Source organism: Amorphus coralli DSM 19760 (assembly GCF_000374525.1).
Lineage (GTDB): Bacteria > Pseudomonadota > Alphaproteobacteria > Rhizobiales > Amorphaceae > Amorphus > Amorphus coralli.
On the sequence record NZ_KB894573.1, the window covers coordinates 299,902 to 319,794 of the forward strand.

The 19,893-nt window shown below is 68.5% G+C and carries 22 protein-coding genes and 2 other RNA genes; 6 read left to right on the top strand and 18 right to left on the bottom strand.

Going from position 1 to position 19,893, the window contains the following annotated elements; all coding sequences use genetic code 11:
- Nucleotides 1-496 precede the first annotated feature (496 nt).
- The 3 genes from rnpB to C507_RS21195 all read right to left on the bottom strand — a co-directional run bounded on the left by rnpB (nt 497) and on the right by C507_RS21195 (nt 2,492).
- Nucleotides 497-898, bottom strand: an RNA gene (rnpB, locus tag C507_RS22445) — RNase P RNA component class A.
- A gap of 265 nt (nt 899-1,163) precedes the next feature.
- Nucleotides 1,164-1,877 (bottom strand): helix-turn-helix domain-containing protein, encoded by a 714-nt coding sequence (locus C507_RS0112135; RefSeq protein ID WP_018699973.1) that lies wholly within the window; start codon nt 1,875-1,877, stop codon nt 1,164-1,166.
- 234 nt (nt 1,878-2,111) lie between these two features.
- Entirely contained in the window at nt 2,112-2,492 is a 381-nt protein-coding gene (locus tag C507_RS21195) for a response regulator (protein ID WP_018699974.1), read from the bottom strand.
- Between the two features lie 305 nt (nt 2,493-2,797).
- Here C507_RS21195 and C507_RS0112145 point away from each other — a divergent pair, with 305 nt between their 5' ends.
- Nucleotides 2,798-3,421: a class I SAM-dependent DNA methyltransferase gene (locus tag C507_RS0112145; RefSeq protein WP_018699975.1), complete on the top strand. Its 624-nt coding sequence runs from the start codon at nt 2,798-2,800 to the stop codon at nt 3,419-3,421.
- A gap of 16 nt (nt 3,422-3,437) precedes the next feature.
- On the opposite strand, the gene C507_RS0112150 is transcribed toward C507_RS0112145, so the two are convergent.
- From C507_RS0112150 to C507_RS0112165, 4 genes are all read right to left on the bottom strand, one after another.
- Entirely contained in the window at nt 3,438-4,058 is a 621-nt protein-coding gene (locus tag C507_RS0112150) for a response regulator transcription factor (protein ID WP_018699976.1), read from the bottom strand.
- A complete protein-coding gene (locus tag C507_RS0112155; RefSeq protein WP_018699977.1) occupies nt 4,055-5,251 on the bottom strand; it encodes a two-component system sensor histidine kinase NtrB in 1,197 nt (398 codons plus the stop codon). Before C507_RS0112155 ends, C507_RS0112150 begins: the two co-directional genes overlap by 4 nt.
- Nucleotides 5,252-5,389: 138 nt before the next feature.
- Nucleotides 5,390-5,710 (bottom strand): hypothetical protein, encoded by a 321-nt coding sequence (locus tag C507_RS21200; RefSeq protein WP_018699978.1) that lies wholly within the window; start codon nt 5,708-5,710, stop codon nt 5,390-5,392.
- Nucleotides 5,711-5,755: 45 nt separating this feature from the next.
- On the bottom strand, nt 5,756-6,196 hold the full coding sequence (locus tag C507_RS0112165; RefSeq protein WP_018699979.1) for a secondary thiamine-phosphate synthase enzyme YjbQ: 441 nt from the start codon (nt 6,194-6,196) through the stop codon (nt 5,756-5,758).
- A 72-nt stretch (nt 6,197-6,268) separates the two neighbouring features.
- Between C507_RS0112165 and C507_RS0112170 the strand changes: the two genes are divergently transcribed.
- A complete protein-coding gene (locus tag C507_RS0112170) occupies nt 6,269-7,135 on the top strand; it encodes a thioesterase family protein (protein WP_018699980.1) in 867 nt (288 codons plus the stop codon).
- Nucleotides 7,132-8,022, top strand: a complete 891-nt coding sequence (locus C507_RS0112175; RefSeq protein WP_018699981.1) for a D-alanyl-D-alanine carboxypeptidase family protein — start codon at nt 7,132-7,134, stop codon at nt 8,020-8,022. Before C507_RS0112170 ends, C507_RS0112175 begins: the two co-directional genes overlap by 4 nt.
- Nucleotides 8,023-8,038: 16 nt before the next feature.
- Here the strand turns inward: C507_RS0112175 and C507_RS21205 are convergent, their stop codons facing one another.
- Both C507_RS21205 and C507_RS0112190 read right to left on the bottom strand, forming a co-directional pair.
- A complete protein-coding gene (locus C507_RS21205) occupies nt 8,039-8,560 on the bottom strand; it encodes a hypothetical protein (protein ID WP_018699982.1) in 522 nt (173 codons plus the stop codon).
- A gap of 247 nt (nt 8,561-8,807) precedes the next feature.
- Nucleotides 8,808-9,431 carry a LysE family translocator gene (locus tag C507_RS0112190; protein ID WP_018699984.1) on the bottom strand — a complete coding sequence of 208 codons (624 nt, stop codon included), beginning with the start codon at nt 9,429-9,431 and terminating at the stop codon, nt 8,808-8,810.
- Nucleotides 9,432-9,554: 123 nt separating this feature from the next.
- Here C507_RS0112190 and C507_RS23560 point away from each other — a divergent pair, with 123 nt between their 5' ends.
- Nucleotides 9,555-10,589 carry an extensin-like domain-containing protein gene (locus C507_RS23560; RefSeq protein ID WP_018699985.1) on the top strand — a complete coding sequence of 345 codons (1,035 nt, stop codon included), beginning with the start codon at nt 9,555-9,557 and terminating at the stop codon, nt 10,587-10,589.
- Nucleotides 10,590-10,646: 57 nt separating this feature from the next.
- Here the strand turns inward: C507_RS23560 and C507_RS0112200 are convergent, their stop codons facing one another.
- The 9 genes from C507_RS0112200 to C507_RS0112240 form a co-directional block, all read right to left on the bottom strand.
- The gene (locus tag C507_RS0112200; RefSeq protein ID WP_018699986.1) at nt 10,647-12,137 is read right to left on the bottom strand and encodes a DegQ family serine endoprotease; all 1,491 of its coding nucleotides are present in this window, start codon (nt 12,135-12,137) and stop codon (nt 10,647-10,649) included.
- A gap of 180 nt (nt 12,138-12,317) precedes the next feature.
- Nucleotides 12,318-12,503 carry a DUF2065 domain-containing protein gene (locus tag C507_RS0112205; protein ID WP_018699987.1) on the bottom strand — a complete coding sequence of 62 codons (186 nt, stop codon included), beginning with the start codon at nt 12,501-12,503 and terminating at the stop codon, nt 12,318-12,320.
- A complete protein-coding gene (gene hflC, locus C507_RS21215) occupies nt 12,500-13,777 on the bottom strand; it encodes a protease modulator HflC (protein WP_018699988.1) in 1,278 nt (425 codons plus the stop codon). The genes C507_RS0112205 and hflC overlap by 4 nt, the downstream gene beginning before the upstream one ends.
- Entirely contained in the window at nt 13,777-14,985 is a 1,209-nt protein-coding gene (hflK, locus tag C507_RS0112215) for an FtsH protease activity modulator HflK (protein ID WP_018699989.1), read from the bottom strand. Before hflK ends, hflC begins: the two co-directional genes overlap by 1 nt.
- 244 nt (nt 14,986-15,229) lie before the next feature.
- Nucleotides 15,230-16,492, bottom strand: a complete 1,263-nt coding sequence (locus tag C507_RS0112220; RefSeq protein ID WP_018699990.1) for a flavin monoamine oxidase family protein — start codon at nt 16,490-16,492, stop codon at nt 15,230-15,232.
- The gene (locus tag C507_RS0112225; protein WP_040401012.1) at nt 16,489-17,037 is read right to left on the bottom strand and encodes a dihydrofolate reductase; all 549 of its coding nucleotides are present in this window, start codon (nt 17,035-17,037) and stop codon (nt 16,489-16,491) included. The genes C507_RS0112220 and C507_RS0112225 overlap by 4 nt, the downstream gene beginning before the upstream one ends.
- Nucleotides 17,034-17,519 (bottom strand): GNAT family N-acetyltransferase, encoded by a 486-nt coding sequence (locus tag C507_RS0112230; RefSeq protein ID WP_018699992.1) that lies wholly within the window; start codon nt 17,517-17,519, stop codon nt 17,034-17,036. The genes C507_RS0112225 and C507_RS0112230 overlap by 4 nt, the downstream gene beginning before the upstream one ends.
- A gap of 73 nt (nt 17,520-17,592) precedes the next feature.
- Nucleotides 17,593-17,922 (bottom strand): DMT family transporter, encoded by a 330-nt coding sequence (locus C507_RS0112235; RefSeq protein WP_018699993.1) that lies wholly within the window; start codon nt 17,920-17,922, stop codon nt 17,593-17,595.
- A gap of 55 nt (nt 17,923-17,977) precedes the next feature.
- Nucleotides 17,978-18,775 (bottom strand): thymidylate synthase, encoded by a 798-nt coding sequence (locus C507_RS0112240; RefSeq protein WP_018699994.1) that lies wholly within the window; start codon nt 18,773-18,775, stop codon nt 17,978-17,980.
- Nucleotides 18,776-18,913: 138 nt separating this feature from the next.
- Between C507_RS0112240 and ssrA the strand changes: the two genes are divergently transcribed.
- Both ssrA and C507_RS0112245 read left to right on the top strand, forming a co-directional pair.
- Nucleotides 18,914-19,273: a transfer-messenger RNA gene (ssrA, locus tag C507_RS22805) on the top strand.
- Nucleotides 19,274-19,354: 81 nt separating this feature from the next.
- Nucleotides 19,355-19,891: an SspB family protein gene (locus C507_RS0112245; protein ID WP_018699995.1), complete on the top strand. Its 537-nt coding sequence runs from the start codon at nt 19,355-19,357 to the stop codon at nt 19,889-19,891.
- Nucleotides 19,892-19,893: the final 2 nt, after the last annotated feature.

Here is a 19,893-nt window from a genome sequence, read left to right on the forward strand (position 1 = left end):
ATTCCGTCTCGCGGGCCTTCGACCGGGCCATGTTCGCCCCTAGCGATTTTCCGATGCCGGCACGGCCCCGGCCGCCCCGATCACCCATCGCAGCAGACCAAAACCCCACCCGCGGAGGACGCCGTCGCTCGCCCCATCGACCGGGTGGATTTGGGGTAGCATGGAGTCATATGGGCGTCAATGGATTCACATGGATTCAAGCCCCACTCGGCGCTTGTGATTCGACCGGCGCAACCCCGTATTTCCGGAGCACGCTCGCGGTTGCGGGGCGTTCCGGAACCGGGCCATCCCCTTGATTGGAAAGGATTTTTATCGGGGACGCGAACCTGGCCTCGGACGCGGGCCGGACGCAAAGGCCCGCCGGCTCGTCCGGTCAGGATGACCGATGAGGCGTTAAGGAAGGGTCCACGCCGGATCGCCGGCGGAGGCGCCCGGATGGGGGCGCAGCCCAGGCGTGCCCAGGCCGGGACACGCGACGAGGCGGAATTGGATTGAGTGCGCCAGCCGGCCTGTAAGCCGGGTTCTGTAAGGCGTCCGGAGCGATCCGGACACGTGACGGCCATTCCTCTGGGACGCCCGTTGCCGGGCGCCTCACGCGACCTACCCGAACGGCTGGTCTGGAAACAGACTGGACGGCCTGACGGCCGGCCGCACCGTTCCTATTCGGTCTTGCTCCCGGTGGGGTTTACCATGCCGGTCCTGTTGCCAGTCCCGCGGTGGGCTCTTACCCCACCCTTTCACCCTTGCCGGCGCGGCGGCCGGCGGTTTGCTTTCTGTGGCACTTTCCCTGGGGTGTGACCCCCGCCGGGCGTTACCCGGCACCGTGTTTCCATGGAGCCCGGACTTTCCTCCCCGGCAGTCTTTCGACTGGTGCCGGAGCGGCCGTCCGGCCGGCTGGCGAACTCCAATAGGGCGTCGGGGCGCCGAAAATCAAGAAGCCGCCGCACCGGACCCGGCACGACGGCTTGCTTGACCCCGGAATTCGACCGGATGGGCGCCCGATCGCGCCGGCGTGGGATGCGGGCGGAAAACCGGTCCCCACTTTTCCTCACCCGGTCTCAGGACGCGGGATGCGGGCGGAAAACCGGCCTCCACTTTTCCTCATCCGGTCTCAGGACGCGGGATGCGGGCGGAAAACCGGCCTCCACTTTTCCTCATCCCGCTTAGTGCGACCCACTCTTGCGGCACAGGGCGCACACATCGACGATGCGCAGCCGGTCGTGCCGGTCGGCCGCCAGGAAGCCCTTGCGCTTCATGTCGGAGATGATGCGGCTCACCGTCTCGATGGTGAGGCCGAGATAGTCGGCGATCTCCTGCCGGGTCATGGTGATGCGCACCACGGCTTCGTCGTCATCGCCATCGGGGCGTCCGGCGCAGGCCTCGCCCAGCCCCCGGCCGGGAACCAGGTACATCAGGAAGCTCGCCACCCGCTCGAAGGCCGACTTCCGGCCGAGCAGCACCGAGTGGTCGCGCAGCCCGGCGATCTGGCGCAGCAGGCAGCCGTTGATATGGGCCTGGAACACCGCCGAGCCTTCGACGTCGCGCCGCTCGATGGCCTTCAGCACCGACGGCACCAGCGTCTCCGCGGCGCTGTCCTGGTCCTCTCCGGCCGGAAGTCCGAACAGATCGCCGGGGCCGAGCAGCCCGACCACCTGCCGGCGCCCGTCGGGCAGCAGCTTGAACAGCATCACCGCGCCGTCCACCACCTGGTAGATCCGGTCGGCGGGATCGCCCTCGTAGTAGATGACCGAATGCTGGGTCACCCGCATGGTTTTGGTGCGCGGCGCCGACAGGAGCGCCTCCCAGCTCTGCGGATCGCGCACCGTATCGCACGGGATGGACGGGCGATTGTCGACCAGAGTGTGAACCGTGTTCATGTCGCTCTCCCAGGACCCCTTGGGACCGGTCGAGCAAGGCAGCGCCGCCTCCCGGTCCGCGCCGGTCCGCGTCCTTCGCAACCGGCTACAGGACCCACGCTAGCGACATCGGCACGGGCCCGAAATTCGTCGGGATACGTACGACAAACCCCGTACGGGAAACCCCGGAGGGGCAGCACGCCGCACCCGGGTCCTTCCATCCGTCGCGCACCGCCCGCCGGCCGGCGTCCCGGGTTACCCTGTCGGGTCGGGACCGCCGCCGTCGCCGGTGCGTGCGTCTACCAGCAGGGCCAGCGCCGCCTCGTCGAGCGGCTTGCGCAACACCAGCGGCGCCGGTTCGTTGCGGAAGGCCCGGGCAAGATAGCGGTCCGACTGGCCGGAGATGGCCACGATCCTGGGCGCGCTCTCCAGCCGCCTGAGCCAGCGGATCACCTCCACGCCGCCGATCCCCGGCAACGCCACGTCCACCACCACAAGATCGCCGGCAGCCGGCGGCGGCGCCTCGAAGAAGCTTTCCGCAGATCGGTGCAGGACAGCCCGGTCCCCGGTCATTTCGAGCACCAGCCTCAGGGCGTCCAGAATACCGGTGTCATCTTCGAGAATGTGAATGGCCACGGATCGATTTCCAAAGCGGCGAACCACCCGAGAGTAGGTCGCCCCCCACGGCGTGCGACATGACGCAGGTCAAGCCGCGAGCGCCCCCCGCCCCGCGGGCCGCTGGACGGCGGCGCACCGGTTGCCCGTGCAGTTTTTCCGCCAACAACCACAGATACGGGTGGATCGCGCGCAGGTTCGGAGGTCGCTTGCCACGATCAGTTTTCCGGCAAGCCCCGCGGGCCTCTCGATTTTGCCAATTTCCGTCAAATCACCGATAATGGCGCAGACATGAAAGAGCGGAACCAGAAGGGCGCGATTACAAAATGAAAGCCGACGATTCCATTCTCGATCGCCTGTATTCGATGGATGGCGGACCGGAAACCTGTCGTGACATCTACTCGGACTGGGCAAAGGACTACGATCAGGACACGATCGAGGGCATGGGCTATGTGGGCCCGGCACTGGTCGCGGAAACGTTGTTCGAGCGCGTCGCGCTGGGCTCGAAGGTGCTGGATGCCGGCTGCGGCACGGGCCTCGCCGGGGCCGAGCTCGCCTCACGCGGGTTCACGCTGATCGACGGCATCGACGTTTCGCCGGACATGCTGAAGGTGGCGCGCGGCAAGAATGTCTATCGCAGGCTCGCCGAAGCCGACATGACCGCCCCGCTCACCCTGCAGGACGACGCCTATGACGCCGCCGTGTGCGTCGGCGTCTTCACCAACGGACACGTGGGGCCTGACGCCATCGACGAGCTTGCCCGCGTGGTCCGTCCCGGCGGGACCATCGTGGCCACGGTTCACGAGAATGTCTGGAGCCGCGACGGCTACCCCGACCATCTCGACGCCATGCAGAAGTCCGGCTCGGTAGAGGTGCTGTCCACCGCGGTCGCGCCCTACCACCTGAAGGAAGACTACAGCTGCCGGCTCTGTGTCCTGAAGGCGGCCTGAGGCGCCTTCGGCCGGATCAGGCGCCGGCCCGCATCAGCACGATGCGCACCAGGTCGGCGGCGTTCCGCGCCCCGAGCTTTTCCATGATGCGGGCCCGGTGGACCTCGATGGTCCGCGGGCTGATGCCGAGCTTGCGCCCGGCCTCCTTGTTGGAGGCGCCCGCCGTGATTTCCGACAGCACCTGGCGCTCGCGCGGCGTCAGGTTGTCCGCCCCGGGGAAGTCGGTCGACAGGCCGGATCCGGCCTCCTCCCGCTCCTGCCGCGAGGCAAGCGCCTCGCGCACCCGCCCGATGACCTTGTCGACGTCGAACGGCTTCTCGAAGAAGTCGAAGGCCCCGTCCTTGATGGCGCGCACCGCCATCGGGATATCGCCCTGGCCGGAAATGATGAAGATCGGCTCCGGGTAGGTGGCGGCGTTCAGGATCGACAGGATGTCGAGACCGGACCGGCCGGGCATGTGGACGTCAAGAATGCTGCAGGCCGGCTCTTCCTGGGCCCGCCGGATGAACTCGCCGCCATTGTCGAACATCTCGACCCGGAAGCCCTCGAGACGAAACAGCGCCCCCAGCGCATCGCGCACGGACGCGTCGTCGTCGACGATGTAAATGAGCGGGGCCGCGGCCTCGTGCTGCGTCATGGGGTCTCCGGCCTGTTGTCGTCTGTCGCGTCATCATCGCCCGTACCGACCGGCAGATCGAGCCGGAAACAGGCGCCTCGCCCCCCGCCCCCGGGATCGACGGAGAGGTCGCCACCATGGTTCTGGGCGATGGAGCGGGAAATCGCCAGCCCGAGGCCGAGGCCGCTTCGCTTGTTGGATGAAAACGCCTTGAACAGGTCCGGCACGGCCTCGGCGGGAATACCCGGCCCGGTATCGGCAACCGACAGCCGAACCCGGTCCTCGTACAGGCCCGCCGAGATCTCGATCCGCTGTTCCTCGCGGTCGACCAGCACCTCGGCGGCATTGCGAATGAGGTTGACCAGGATCTGCTCGATCTGGATCGGGTCGACCTCGATTTCCGGCACATCGGCGTCGATCGACCGGACCACTTCGATCCTTCGGCCCTTGCTGCCGACCAGCGCCAGCTCCAGCGATTCGTCCAGCAGCCCGGATACCGTGCAGCGTTTCCGTTTCGGCTCGCGCTTTTCGATGAAGCCCCGCATGCGCTGGATGATCGACGCGGCGCGTTCGGCCTCCCGCATAGCCTTGCCGACAACCTCCAGAACCATCTCGTCGGGTTCCGCACTGATGCTCTTGAAGCGCCGGGATGCCGCCTGGAGGTAGAGAATCGCCGCGGTCAGCGGCTGGTTCAGCTCGTGCGCGATGGCCGAACCCATCTCGTCCATGGCGCTGACCCGGGCCATGTGCAGCAGCTCGGTCTGGAGTTCGGCGACGCGCTGCTCGTACTCGGCGCGCGGGCGCGCGTCGCGCAGGATGCCGATGAACTGTCGTCCGTCCGGCGTCTGCGCCTCGCCCACCGAGAGGTCGAGCGGAAAGACCGCCCCGTCCTTGTGCTGCCCCTCCACCTCTCGGCCGATGCCGATGATCCGGGCAACGCCGGTGTGCCGGTAGCTGGAGAGATAGTCGTCGTGAGCATCGGCGTAGCGCCGCGGCATGATCGCCTTGACGTTCCGTCCGATCATCTCCTCGGCTGTGTAGCCGAACAACCTTTCGCAGGCCCGGTTGTAGACCAGGATGCGGCCCAACTCGTCGATGACGATGATGCCGTCGACCGCCGTATCGAGCACGCTCAGCAGCCGCGCCTGCGAGACGTCCGGCGCCTGCGTGGAAGCCCGCTCGGCTGCGGTGCGCGTCTCGGCTGTGTGGTCCACCCGTCGCTCTTTAGCTGGAACAGTTCGCTGTTGCGATCGACCATAAGGGCAATGGGCGAAAGCGGTAAAGCCGGGCCCGGAGGATGCCGGCCGGCCGCTTCGCGATGCCGCATCCCTCGGGGGAGCGGGGCCGAGCCGTCAGAGGGGCGCGGCAACCGAAATGTTGTCCCGCAGCTTTGCCTGCAGCCGCCGCCAGCGGACGACCAGCCAGATCGCCGCCACCACGTTGCCCAGCACGAACAGCGCCGCGATCAGCAGCACCGCCACGGGCCGGCTCGGCTCCGTCAGCGCGATCACCAGTCCGAACAGCACGAAGCCGAGATAGAGATCCGCGAGCGCGACGATTCCCCACGGGTCGGAAATGATCGCTCCGAAGCTTGCCAGGAACGGCGCTTCATAGGCGGCCCAGCCGATGAGGATGAACAGGGCGACGGCACAGACGATGAGAAGCGCGCGCATGAAGATCTCCACGAAAGAAAGGCGACGGGCGGGCCCGGCGCCTGGTCAGGTGCCCAGATAGTGCAGCGTCAGGGTCCGCGGCCGGCCACTGGCCCGATGCTCGATGAGGTAAAGCCCTTGCCACGTTCCCAGATCCATCCGGCCGTCGATCACCGGAACGGCAAGGCTCGCGCCGGTCACCATTGTCTTGATGTGCGCCGGCATGTCGTCCGGTCCCTCCGAACCGTGCCGGTAGCCGGCATGCGCCGGGGCGATCCGGTCGAGAGCGTCGAGAAGATCGGCCAGGACGTCCGGGTCGGCGTTCTCCTGGATGGTCAGCGAAGCGGAGGTGTGCCGGAGGAAGACGGTGATGAGGCCCTCGCCCGCCCCGATCTCGCGCAGCCAGCCGTCGACCTGCGCGGTCACGTCGTGCACATGGCGTGGCCTGGTGGAGACAGTCAGCCGGGTCAGCGCCTGTCCGAGGCCGGTTTCGAGCGCGTCTGCCATTTTCCGATTGCTCCGCATGGTCTATCTCCGGTTGGCGGACGCCCAAGGACCGCCTGAAAGGAATTCCAGCCGATGCCGGCCCTCCAGACCCAAGTCTCGTTCGTCAACGCCTGGGAATGCGATGAGAACGACCACCTGAACGTCCAGTTCTATTTCGGGCGCTTCACGGAGGCCGACCAGCACGTCCGCGCCATGCTGGCACTGGATCCCGCCTTCCGGCGCTCCGCCCGGCTGGTTCGCTACCACGCCGAGCTGCGCGAGGACGACCTTGTCGAGATCGAGAGCGGCTTCGCACTCGGCGATGACGGCGATGTCGCACTGGTCCATGCCCTGAAGCGCATGACCGACGGCAAGGTCTGCGCCACGGCCTGCGACAGTTTTGGCGACCATGCACGTGAACTCTACGCCTTCGCCCGCCGTTCGGATGCCATCACCGACGTGGACGCCAGACTCTACCGGCCGCGCGGTGTGACCGGCGGGCCGGCACCTGCCGCCAGTCGCACCGAGCTCGTGGCGGCCGGTGCCTTCGTCACGGCGCGGGCCGTCGTCCGGCCGGAAAACTGCGACCATGAGGGCCTCGCCCTCGACCGCACCCACATCGGTCATTTCTCCGACGGGGCGTCGATCTTCTGGGAGAAGATCGGCCTGACCAAGGCGTTCATCAATCGGCAGGGATGGGGTCGGGTCGCGGTTGAGATGCGGCTTGCCCTGCACGATGCGTTCGTCGCCGGCGACCTTGTCGAGCAGTTCACCGTCCTGCTCGCCAGAAGCGAGCGCACCATCACCTTCCGTCACTACCAGTTCGAGGCCCGTTCCGGCCGGCTTGTCGCCATCGGCGACTGTGTCGGCATGGCAATGGATCTTGCCACGCGCAAGGCGGTCCGCTTTCCCGAGGGACAGATCTCCGTCGCTCCGCAGCTTTCGGAAACCGCCGAATGACCGCCCGCGCGCCGCGCCCGGCGTCGTTCCTGAAAGCCGCGGCTCTCGCCGCCCTGCTTGCGCTGGCCGCGTGCCAGTCGGCGCCGGAGCCCGCTCCGGAGCCGGTCGAACCGCCGCCGCCGACCGTTCAGGCCGCGCCGCTCGAAGTTCTCCTGGGCACCGCCGAGGTGCGCGGCCATTCGGTCTATGTGGCCGACATGGCCAGCGGCAAATCCCTCTACGAGGAGAACGCCGAGGCCCTGCGCTTCCCGGCCTCGCTCACCAAGATGATGACCCTCTACCTGCTGTTCGAGGCGGTGGAGACCGGCAGCCTGTCCCTCAACGACGATCTGCCGGTGTCGACGACCGCGGCCTCCATGCCGCCGTCCAAGATCGGCCTGAAGGCGGGCTCCACCATCAAGGTCCGCGACGCCGCCCAGGCGATGGCCATCAAGTCGGCCAACGACGTGGCCGTCGTCGTTGCCGAGGCGCTCGCCGGGTCGGAGACCGAGTTCGCCGCCCAGATGACCGCCCGCGCCCGCGGCCTCGGCATGCAACGCACCCGCTTCGTCAATGCCTCCGGGCTGCCCGACACGCGGCAGGTCACCACGGCGCTGGACATGGCCATTCTCGGCCGCGCCCTGCAGACCCGCTACCCGCGCTTCGCCCCCTACTTCCGCGCCAAGGAGTTCCGCTACAACGGCCGCACCTACAAGGCGACCAACAAGCTTCTCGGCAAGGTGCGTGGCGTCGACGGTATCAAGACCGGCTACGTCCGGATGTCGGGCTACAACCTCGTTGCGTCCGCCCGGCGCGGCGGCCGGCGTCTCATCGTCGTGGTGATCGGCGGGCGGACGGGCCGCGACCGCGATCGCGAAGTCACCGAGCTGATCGAACGCTATATGTGAGCCCGGCCGGGCGCCGCTACCGGGCGGAGCCGCCATCCGGCTCCATGTCGCGCTGGAACTCGCGCAGCACGCCGAACAGACGGCGCATGGCGTCCTCGGTGAAGTCGAGGGCCCGATCGAGTTCCTCGTCCTCGGCCGCGAACCGTTCGGCCTCCGCCGCGCGGCCGGCCCCCTCGGCCAGGTCGGTCCGTGCCGCCGCTCCTGCCTCCACGGGCGCGTCGGCCAGGCCCGCGATCTCCGCAAGCCGCGTCTCCAGCGCCGCCACGCGGGCTTCCAGCGCGGCCTTCTCCGTTTCCAGCGCCTCGATCTCGGCCTCGTAGGCCCCGCGATCCTCGGCAATGAGTTCGCAGGTCCACGCCTCCCCACGCTCCCGGCACAGCGAAACGACACCGCTCTCCCGGTCGAGACGCAGATAACCGGCCCGCACTTCCTGAAGGACGTAGCGGCCCTCACCATCGGATGGCGGCGCCGACTGGGCCAGGACCGGGGCGGTGCAGAGAGCGGGCAGGACGACGAGAAGCCAGGCACGCGCGAACATGGCGGGATCTCCGAGACATGATCGAGCCGGACAGCGGGAGCGGCCGGCGCTCACCCTGACACCATACAGGACGTCGTGGCGCGAGCGTGGCATGCTCTCGGCCGAGACCGACGGGTACGGGAGGACGACCATGCGCGCCATGATCCTCACGCGGCCGGGCGAGCCGCTGGTGATGACGGAGCTGCCGACCCCCGAGCCGGGGCCCGGCCGGCTCAGCGGCGCCGCCGTCCTGACCCCGTGAGCCCGGTCAGGAGGAGCGCTGCACCGCCGCCGTGGCCAGGCCGGCGGCCACCAGCACCGAGCCGCCGATCTTCTGGGCAAGCCCCAGCGTGGCGGGACGCCGGAAGCGCTCCCGGACAGCCGAGGCGGCCAGCGCATAGGCGAGCGCGTTGACGATCGCCAGCACAACGAACGTCCCGCCCAGCAGGATAAGCTGCGGCGCCACCGCCGCTGTCGGCGACACGAATTGCGGCAGGAAGGCGATGAAGAAGACGATGCCCTTGGGGTTCAGCGCCGTCACCAGCCAGGCGTGGAACAGGATGCGCCGGCCCTCCTTCTCCGGCGGCGCGGCCACCTCCAGCGCGGCCGCCCCGGCCCGCCACATCTTGATGCCGAGATAGACGAGATAGGCCGCGCCGATCCATTTCAGCACCATGAACAGGCTTGCGGAGGCCGCGAGAATCGCTCCAAGCCCTAGGAGGGAGACGGTCGCGGCCGTCGCATCGCCCAGCGCCACCCCCACCACCGACGGCAGCAGGGCCGCCCGGCCGCGCGAGACCGCGTAGGAGATGACCAGGAGGATCGTGGGGCCGGGAATGGCGAGCACCACGAGGGTCGCCACGACGTAGGCGGCATAGATGTCGGCAGTCATGGCATGACGGTCTTTCGTGCAATCGGAACCCAAACCCGGATCAAGCCCCGGGCGTTGGCCTCTCGCAAGACCTTTTTTCGCCGCACAGGAGGCCTGACCGCCATCGACCGTTCAAGGCCCCATTTGCGATACACGGTCTGGACGGCGGTCTCCGTCCTGGCACTGGTGACGTGCGCGCGCGCCGCCGAGCCGGCCCCGACCCCCGCGCCGAAACCGGGCAGCGCCATCGACGGCGCAATCCGGCCGCCCATCGCAGAAGTGCCGCTTCCCGAACGCTCGCCGGAGAACTCGCCCGCTCCGCCCGCGCGGCCCGTCGCCCCTGAACCCGCGCCGTCCGCCGACGCCGTGCCGGCGCCACCCGAACCCGCACCCGAGCCTCCCGCCTCCGCCGCCGAGGCACTGCCGGAGCCCGCCCCCGCCCCTCCTGTCGCCGAGCCCGCGCCTGCGCTGGCCGACACCGGCCCCATCGGCGACCCGGCCCCGAAGCGGTCCATTGCCAATCTGCCGCTGCCCCGGCCGGCCTACGACCCGCCGCCCCGGCCGCCTCTCGATGACCAGGCCGTTGCCAGGCGCGAACCGGCCGGTCCGCCGCCCGCCAACCCGCTCATGGCCGAACGCGGCTGCCTGTTCCCGCCCGCCGTTCACGCTGACTTCGAGATCAGCCCGCCAGTCGCCGCCGAGGATGGCTGCTTCATCGTCAATCCCGTGCGCCTTCTGAGCGTCGGGGCCGATCCGGCCATCGCCTTCGTCGAGCCGCCACTGGTGTCCTGCGCCTTTGCCAACGCGCTCGCCGGCTTCCTCGTCGAAGACGCCCAGCCGCTAGCGCTCGACCTGCTGGAAAGTCCCATCGCCGAGGTCGGGCCGGGCACGTCCTATGCCTGCCGGGGCCGCAACAACGACCCGGACGCCAAGCTATCCGAGCACGCCTTCGGCAATGCCTTCGACTTGCAGGCTGTGAAGCTCGTCAGCGGACGCTTCCTGACCGTGGTGGGAGGCTGGAACACCGCCGGGACCGAGCGGGAGTTCTGGCACACGCTGCAACGCGAGGCCTGCGAGCGGTTCAGGACCGTCCTCGGACCGAACGCCGATGCCCTGCATGCCGACCATTTCCACCTCGACATGGCCCAGCGCCGCAACGATTACACGCTGTGCCAATGAAAAACGGCGGGCTTTCGCCCGCCGTCCTCGCGTCGTTCTCGGGGCAGATCGGTCCGCCTAGTCGTCGAGGCGCACCGCCACGAAGCGCAGCTCGCCATTGCCATTCGACAGAAGCAGCAGCGCGGTCTTGCGGCCGTCTTCCTCCAGCGCGTCGACCTTTTCCTGGACGTCGGCCGGAGAGCTCACCGGCTCCTGCGCCACCTCGACGATGACGTCGCCGGCCTGCACCCGCTTCTCCGCCGCCGGTCCGTTCGGATCGACCTCGCTGACGACGACGCCATTCACGTCCTCGGCCAGATCGAACTCCTCGCGGAGCGCGTCGGTCATCGCCGACAGCGTCATGCCGAGGAGCGTGGTCTGCTCGACCTCGGTCGCGTCATCGCCGGAAGTCTCCTCGTCGCCGCCTGTGGCCAGGACCGTCTTCTCGGCTTCCTCAAGGCGGCCGAGCGTCACCGGAATGGTCACCGTCTCACCGTCGCGCAGAAGCTCAACCGGCACGTCGACGCCGATATCGGTGTCGGCCACCATCCGCGGCAGGTCGCGCATGGACGGCACCTTCTCGCCGTTGAAGGAGAGGATCACGTCGCCGGCCTCAATGCCGGCATCCTCGGCCGGGCCGCCCTCGGTCACGCCGGCAACCAGCGCGCCATAGGAGCCGTTCATGCCCAGGCTGTCGGCGATGTCGTCGGTCACCGTCTGGATGCGGACGCCGAGCCAGCCACGGCGGGTCTCGCCATACTCCTTCAGCTGGTTGATGACGTGCACGGCGATCTCGGATGGGATCGAGAAGCCGATGCCGATGGAGCCGCCGGACGGCGAGATGATCGCCGTGTTCACGCCAACGACCTCGCCGCTCATGTTGAACAGCGGACCGCCGGAGTTGCCGCGGTTGATGGCCGCGTCGGTCTGGATGTAGTCGTCATAGGGACCGGAGTTGATGTCGCGGTCGCGCGCCGAGACGACGCCCACCGTCAGCGTGCCGCCGAGCCCGAACGGGTTGCCGATGGCCATCACCCAGTCGCCGATGCGCATATCGTCGGACGTGCCGAACTCCAGCGCCTTCAGCGGCTCTTCCGGCTCCACCTTGAGGAGCGCCAGATCGGTCTTCGGATCGACGCCCAGCACTTCCGCCTTCAGGCTGCGGTCGTCGTTGAAGTTAACCAGGATCTCGTCGGCATCCTCGATGACGTGGTTGTTGGTCACCACGAGGCCGTCCTCGGAGATCACGAAACCGGAGCCAAGCGACTGCACGCGCCGCGGCCGGTCGTCCTCGTCCTGCTGCTTGTCGAAGAACTCGTTGAAGAACTCCTCGAAGGGCGAGCCTTCGGGAATCCGCGGCGTCGGCGCCGACCGGCGGCCGCTCACCTCCTGCGAGGTGGAGATGTTCACCACCGAATCGAACAGCGGCTCGGCGATGTCGGCAACCGACTGCGGCCCCTGGGCGACAGCCGGCGCGGCGGCCATGACCGCACCCGCGACGAGGGCCGCCGCGGTGCCCCTGGATAGTGTCTGCCATACGCTCCGCAAGGGCTGCACGTTCGCCGTCATCATGTCTCCTCCAACGAGGTTCGCACGGCGCCGTGGCGCCCGTGTCTGCATCTGTCGGCCCGGGGGGCCTGCATGGCGCCCGGACCGTGTCCTGTCTGCCGCCGGTTTTCGGTCCGGCTGACCGGCCGCGTGGCGGCCGCCTCCTTCACCCGCAATCTGGACGCCAGCATGGCGGCGGGCTCAGCCGCGAGCCATCCACACGACAAGCACGCCGACGGCGAGCACCGCCACCCCGGCGATGCGCAGCACCTGGTCCGGCGTCTCGATGGCCTGGCTCATCATCCGCTTCAGCGGTCCGGGGAACGCTGCGTACAGCGTTCCCTCGATGGCGAGCACGAGTCCGATCGCGACGAGAAGGTCCGTCATTGCGCCGGCTGCGAAGCCGGCGCCGACGTGTTGCCGCTGGGAGCGGTGGACCCGGAGGACGAGCCGGAGCCCGTGGACGGAACGGCCACGCCCGTGGGACCGGTTTCGCCATTGTCGTTGGCGGCGGCGCCCGAGGCGTTGTCGTTGGCGGCCCCTGAACCGGACGCGTCACCCGACGCGGCCTTCTCGGCCGCCTCGGTTTCCTGACGGGCCCGCTCCTCGACGGCCTGGACCTCTTCCTCGACCTGCGCGTCAAGCGAGGAGGAGTCCACGGCGGAGCTGCTTTCCAACGGGGCTCCCGGCCCCGGCTGCGCCGCCCCGCCCTCGCTGGCCGAAGGCCGCACGACGGGGGTACCGAGACTCGGCAGGCTCTGCGCCTGCTGCGGATCCGGCAGGACGCGCGGATCCTCGCCACCGGTCGGGCTGTTGAAGTAGCGGAAGAACTCCGAGTTGGGCGAGATCACCAGACGGGTGTCGTTGGAGTTCATGCTCTTCTCGTAGGCCTCCATCGACCGGAAGAAGGCGAAGAAGCCCGGGTCGCGGTTGTAGGCATCGGCGAAGATGGAGCTTCGCTGGGCGTCGCCCTGACCACGGACCTGCTCGGCTTCCTTGTTCGCTTCCGCGACGATGACCGTCGCCTGGCGATCGGCGTTCGCCCGGATGCGCTGGGCGGCTTCCTCACCCTCGGCCCGGATCTCCGTCGCTTCCTGCTGACGCTCGGTCTGCATGCGGCGGAAGATCGCCTGGCTGTTGGCCTCCGGCAGGTCGGCGCGGCGGATGCGGACATCCACGACCTTGATGCCGAGCGCGTCGGCACGGCTCTGCACCTCGGTGCGGATCCGCTCCATCAGCTGCGGCCGGTCGTCCCGGACGATCTCGGTGAAGGAGGCGTCGGCCAGAACGGCGCGCAGCGCCGACTGCATGAAGGTCGACAGGCGGCTGGCGCCTTCCGCGATGTTGTTCACCGACTGGTAGAACAGCACCGGGTTGTCGATCCGGTAGCGGGCGAACGCGTCCACCACGAGACGCTTCTGGTCCTCGGCGATGATTTCCTGGGCCGGAACGTCGAGGTCGAGGATCCGCCTGTCGAGGAACAGGACGTTCTGCACGAACGGGATCTTGAAGTAGAGACCCGGCTCGGTCACCGCCCGGCGGACCTGACCGAACTGCAGGATGAGCGCCTGCTGGGTCGGGTTCAGCACGAACAGCGACGTGTTGATGAGGATGATGGCGCCGACGAAGACGGCGATGAGAGCAACGAGACCTGCGCGCATTACTGGCCTCCGCCGCTGCGGGTGGCGGAGTTGCCGGCCCGGTTGGTCTGCAACTGGTCGAGCGGCAGGTATGGCACCACGCCGGTTCCGCCGGCCTCGTCACCGATGATGACCTTGTCGGTCCGGCCAAGCACCCGCTCCAGCGTCTCCAGATACATACGTTGACGCGTCACGTCCGGCGCCAGGGCGTACTCGGTGTAGATCGCGGAGAAGCGGTCGGCCTGACCCTGAGCCTCGGCGACCACGCGGTCCTTGTAGGCGTTGGCCTGCTGGACGACCTGGGCCGCCTCGCCTCGCGCTTCCGGCACGACGCGGTTGGCGTAGGAGTTCGCCTCGTTCTGCAGGCGCTCCTGGTCGGCGCGCGCCGCCTGGACGTCGCGGAAGGCGTCGATGACCTGCTGCGGCGGGTCCACCTTCTGCAGCTGCACCTGCGCGATCTCGATGCCGGACTCGTAATTATCCAGGGTCTGTTGCATCAGCTCCTGCACTTGGATTTCGATCTGCTGGCGCTCCTGGGTGAGGATCGGCTGGATGTTCTTGGTGCCGACCACCTCGCGCATGGCGCTCTCGGCGACCGCCTTCACGGTGCCTTCGGGGTTCTGGATGTTGAACAGGTAATCCTCGGCGTTGGAGATCCGCCACTGCACCCGGAAGTCCACATCGACGATGTTCTCGTCGCCGGTGAGCATCAGGCTCTCCTCCGGAACGTCGCGGCCCGGGCTGGACACCGAGCCGACATCGCGGATGCCGACGTTCAGCTCGCGGATGCGTAGGACGTCCGGCGTGTAGACGGTGCCGATCGGATAGGGCCAGTTGTAGTTCAGGCCCGGCTGGGTCATGCCCCCATAGTGGCCGAGCACCAGCTCGACGCCGACCTCACCCGGGTTGACGCGGTAGAAGCCCGTGGCCAGCCAGATGGCGCCGACAGCCGCCACGGCGACCAGCGCGCCCTTCATGCCGACGCCGCGGCCGCCGCCGCCACGCCCGCCGCTGCCGCCGGGGAACACGCGCTTGATGCGATCCTGGCTACGCCGCAGGAGCTCTTCCAGATCCGGCGACTGTCCGCCACCGCCACCGCCGCCGGGCTTCTGCCCGCCGCCCCAGGGGCCATTGCTGCCACCGCCGCCGCCGCCCCAAGGACCGCCGCCGCCGCCTCCCCACGGGCCGCCGCTCTTGCCGCCGCCACCGCTCTGATTGCTCCAGGGCATTCGTTCTCCTTGTATCGCTCCGCATTCGCGACCGGCATCCGGGTCTTACCGGCCGGCGGGAACGGATCGGTCTTGTTCCGTCGCCTTTACCGGGGTGGCAGGCTCACGGTCGACCATAGCATTCCGTGGTCGGTTTATAGGAAACAGCCGGTCTGCTTTCAACGAAAGCCGCCACCCACCGCACACTTGAACGGGATATAGGCAGGCAGCCGCCCGGTTGCGACCGGGGTGACAGGACAAAGCGTCACAAGGACGCGACAATTCGCGCCGCCCGCTCCGCGGCCGCCAGCCCCGTCAGGCGCGCGCCGTGCGCGGTGGAGAAGGCGTCGGGCGACGTCGCCTCGCCTGCCAGCAGTACCCGCTCGCCGATCGGTTCGCCCAGCCGCGCCCTCAGGTCCGCCTTGCCCGGCAGCGCACACGAGTAGGCGCCGCGGATCAGCGGATCGGAGCCCCAGTGCGTCGTGTGAACGCGGTGCACCCGGTCACGGATCTCCGACCCGAAGGCGTCGGCGAGCGCGGCCAGCGCGAAGTCCGTCATCGCCGCCGCGCCGGCCTGCTCCAGCCCGCGCGCCACGCTGCCGCCCAGCTGGCCGATCATCAGCGGCCGGGCGTCGGCATCCTCGTAGACGGTGAAGTTGATGGCCGGCCGGTCCGGATCGTCCGGATCCATCGTGTCGATGTAGGCCGTGCTGTCGAGACCGGGCAGCGGACAGTCGAAGGAAATAGCCACCTTCTCCGCGTGACCGGTGGGGCACGCGGCGATCGCTTCGGCAGCATCCACCGGCAGCTCCGGCGTAAAACGGATGCCGCCTTCGGCCAGCACGTTGGTGGAAACGGTCACGATCGCGGCCTTCGCATGGACGGTGCCGGCGCTCGTCTCCGCCCGCACGCCCCTGCCCGACCAGTCGATGTGCGTCACCGCCACCCCGGTCCTGACCGGCACGTCGCGTCCGGCCCGGGCCACCAGCGCCCCGTAGCCGTCAAGAACCGGCCAGTTCTCGCCGGTATCGGCATAACGGCAGAGATCGAGGGTGGAAATCTGCGGTGCATCGAGGGCGGAAAGGAGCCGCATCCAGTGCAGCGCCAACGGCGCCCACTCTGTCGGCGGATCGATGACATCGGCCGCCGCCACGTCGAGGCCGCGCTCCCCGGCCGCTTCGGCCGCGCGGAAGGCACCCTGCACCGCCTCCCAGGCCGCCGCGCGGGTCTCATCGTCGGCCAGCCTGTCCTTCAGATAGAGATGGGCCGCGCGCCGGCTGGACCGCATCAGGTAGCGATGGTCCAGTGCATCGGCGATGGGCCGGAACGGGTTCCGCGATGCCGAGTGCATCCAGTGACAGCCGAGATCGAACGGCACCCCGAAGACCGACGTGTCGGTGAAGGCGCGCCCGCCGACCCGCTCGGCCGCCTCCACCACGATGGCCTCCACCCCGGTCTCGCGAAGCCGTTCGCCGGCGGCAAGGCCCGCGGCACCGGCGCCCACCACGACAATGTCGGTGTCGGTCATGACCGGTTCTCTCCCGCGTTCGCCCTGCGCCGGTAGGTCACGAAGCTCATGGCGTGGTCGTCGCGCGCGCCGGCCGGCAGCTCGCTGCGGTCCCTGGCCTCCCATGCGGCCGGATCGATGGCCGGAAACACCGCGTCGCCCTCGATCCGGGCGTGGACGTGGGTGATCTCCAGCCGGTCGGCGAGCGGCAGCGCCTCGGCGTAGATCTGGCCGCCGCCCACCACCATGATCTCCGCCACGTCGTGCTGGCGGGCATCCGCTGCGGCCCGCTCGAGGGCGGCGGCGAGGTTCGGCGCGGTCTCGATCCCGTCGGCGGTGAAGCCGGCATCCCGCGTCACGACGATGGTGCGCCGGCCGGGCAGCGCCTTGCCGATGGACTGGAACGTCTTGCGCCCCATGACCATCGGCTTGCCCATGGTCAGCGCCTTGAACCTCTTGAAGTCGCTGGAAAGGTGCCAGGGCATGGCATTGTCGCGACCGATCACGCCGGTTTCCGATACCGCCGCGACCAGCACGATTGCGGACCTGCCCTCCGACCCGCTCACGGCGCCAGCCGGCCCGCCGCGGCAAGCCCGTCGCCGGAGAGCCGGTAGATGCTCCACTCCGATAACGGCCTCGCCCCGAGGCTCTCGTAGAAGGCGATGGACGGCGCGTTCCAGTTCAGCACCGACCATTCCATTCGGCCGAGGCCCTCCTTCACGCAGCGCGCCGCAAGCCCGGTCAAGAGCGCCTTGCCGATGCCGTGGCCCCGCTTGTCGGGATCGACGAACAGATCCTCCAGCCAGATGCCGTGCCGGCCGACGAAGGTGGAGAATGTGTAGAACCAGAGCGCGAAGCCCACCGGCTCGCCGTCGAGGAGCGCGATGTCGCAGAAGGCGCGCGGCGCCGGCGAAAACAGCGCGGCGGCCAGATCCTCCTCGCTGGTGCGCACGTCGTCGAGCATGCGCTCGTATTCGGCGAGATCGCGGATCAGGCGCAGGATGGTGGCGGTATCGTCCGGTTCCGCCGGGCGGATGGTCAGGGCCAAGAGGGCCTCCCGATTGTCGAGCCGCTCCCGGCCGCCCCCGCCGCTCCGCCCGGGTGCGGAGCGAAATGCCGGGTCAGTGCGCGACCGTCTTGGAGAAGGTGTTGATGATGACGACGCCGCCGATGATGAACGCCATGCCGATCATCGCCGGAACGTCGAGCATTTCCTTGTAGATCACCGCGCCGGCGATGGCGACCAGCACGATGCCCAGGCCCGCCCAGATGGCGTAGACGATGCCGATGGGCATCATCCGGATGGTGAGCGTCAGGAAATAGAACGAGCAGAGATAGCAGGCGAACATCGCCACGGTCAGCCCGATGCGGCTGAACCCGTCGGTCGCCTTCAGCATGCTCGTCGCGATCACCTCGAACAGGATCGCGAGGCTGAGCGTCACATAGTGCACGGGATGGCCTCCCCTTGCGCGACCGCCGGCGCGGCTGACCGGTCCGGGCGGACGGTCAGACCGCCACCGCGGCGCGGATGTGCGGATGCGGATCGTAGTCGTCCACGCGGATGTGCTCGTAGCGGAACGCGAACAGATCGTCGACCGACGGGTCGAGATGCAATGTCGGCAGCGCCCGCGGCGCCCGGCTCAGCTGCAGCTCGGCTTGCTCGATATGGTTCTCGTAGAGATGGGCGTCGCCGAAGGTGTGGATGAAATCCCCTGCGTCCAGCCCCGTCACCTGCGCCACCATGTGGGTCAGGAGCGCGTAGGAGGCGATGTTGAACGGCACGCCGAGGAAGATGTCGGCGGAGCGCTGGTAGAGCTGGCAGGAGAGCCGCCCGTCGGCCACGTAGAACTGGAACAGGCAGTGGCACGGCGGCAGCGCCATCTCGGGAATGTCGGACGGGTTCCAGGCCGACACCACGAGGCGGCGCGAATTCGGGTTGGTACGGATCTGCTCCACGAGCTCGGCGATCTGGTCGATGGTGCCGCCGTCCGGCGTGGCCCAGGAGCGCCACTGCCGCCCGTAGACGGGACCCAGCTCACCGGTGTCCGGATCGGCCCACTCGTCCCAGATGGACACGCCGTGGGCGTTGAGGTCACGGGCGTTGGTGCTGCCGGCCAGGAACCAGAGAAGCTCGTGGACGACGGACTTCAAATGCACCTTCTTCGTGGTGACGAGCGGAAAGCCCTCGGCCAGGTCGAAGCGCATCTGGTGCCCGAACACCGAGCGCGTCCCGGTGCCGGTCCGGTCGCCCTTGCGCGTGCCCTCGGAGAGCACCCGCTCCATGAGCTCGTGATACTGGCGCATCCGCCGCCTCCGAATCGTGCCGTTTGCGTGTGGTCCATCATTCCCACAGCCGGTGCCCCGCGCCAATCGCGCCGGCCGCCCTGCGGGCCCCGATGTGGACAATTTCAGTTTGGCGATGATGCGGCAGCGGCACCGAAGGGGCTTTCGGAGCGGCCCGGAGGTGCCTATATTCGATCTGCCAGCGACGGTTGGCTACGGCGATAAACGGCCAGTGTAATAAACCCATGGGACCCGGGGGCAGTACCCGGCGCCTCCACCAGAGCCCACGACAGGCGGTCGTGGGTTGCGGCGGGGGCGAAACAGGATCGACCAGGGCGTAAAGACTGGGCTTTCGCTCGGCATGGTACCACCGATATCGGGCCAAACATTATAGTTGCCAACGACAACTATGCTGAGGCTCGTCTCGCTGCGTAATGCAGTGCGATACCTCTTTTAAGTCCTTGCCGGTAGCACGGTAAGGCGGGGTCCCGGGGGCACCTGGCAACAGAAGCCCCCACTTTGATTCCTGGCCTTGTGTGGTATGGGCATGGGCGCCCGGGCCCACGGGGGCCACCACTGCGAGAGCGAGGATTTTCCCACATGGCCGACGACCTGATCCGCTACGACGTCCTGGTTCAGGAGTCCCTGCGCGGTGTCGTCAGGAAAGTCCTCAAGGAGGTCGCCGAGAGCGGCCTGCCCGGCGATCATCATTTCTACATCGCCTTCGACACCGGCGCCCCGGGCGTGCGCATCTCGTCGCGCCTGCGCGAGCAGTATCCGGAAGAGATGACGGTGGTCATGCAGCACCAGTTCTGGGAGCTGTCGGTGACGGAGCACGCCTTCGAGGTGGGGTTGTCGTTCGGCGGCGTGCCCGAGCGGCTGCTGGTTCCGTTCTCCTCCATCAAGGGCTTCTTCGATCCCTCGGTCCAGTTCGGGCTTCAGTTCGAGCCGCACGAGACCGACGAGGCAAAGGAAGGCTCCAGCGCGGACATCGCCGCCACGCCCGCTCCTGCCGCCATGCAGGACGATGCGCCGGGCGGCGCTCCCGATCACGTGGCGGAAGAGGCCGCCGACGTCGACGAGCGCCCCGACGGGGCCGAGGTCGTCTCCCTCGACGCCTTCCGCAAGAAGACCTGACG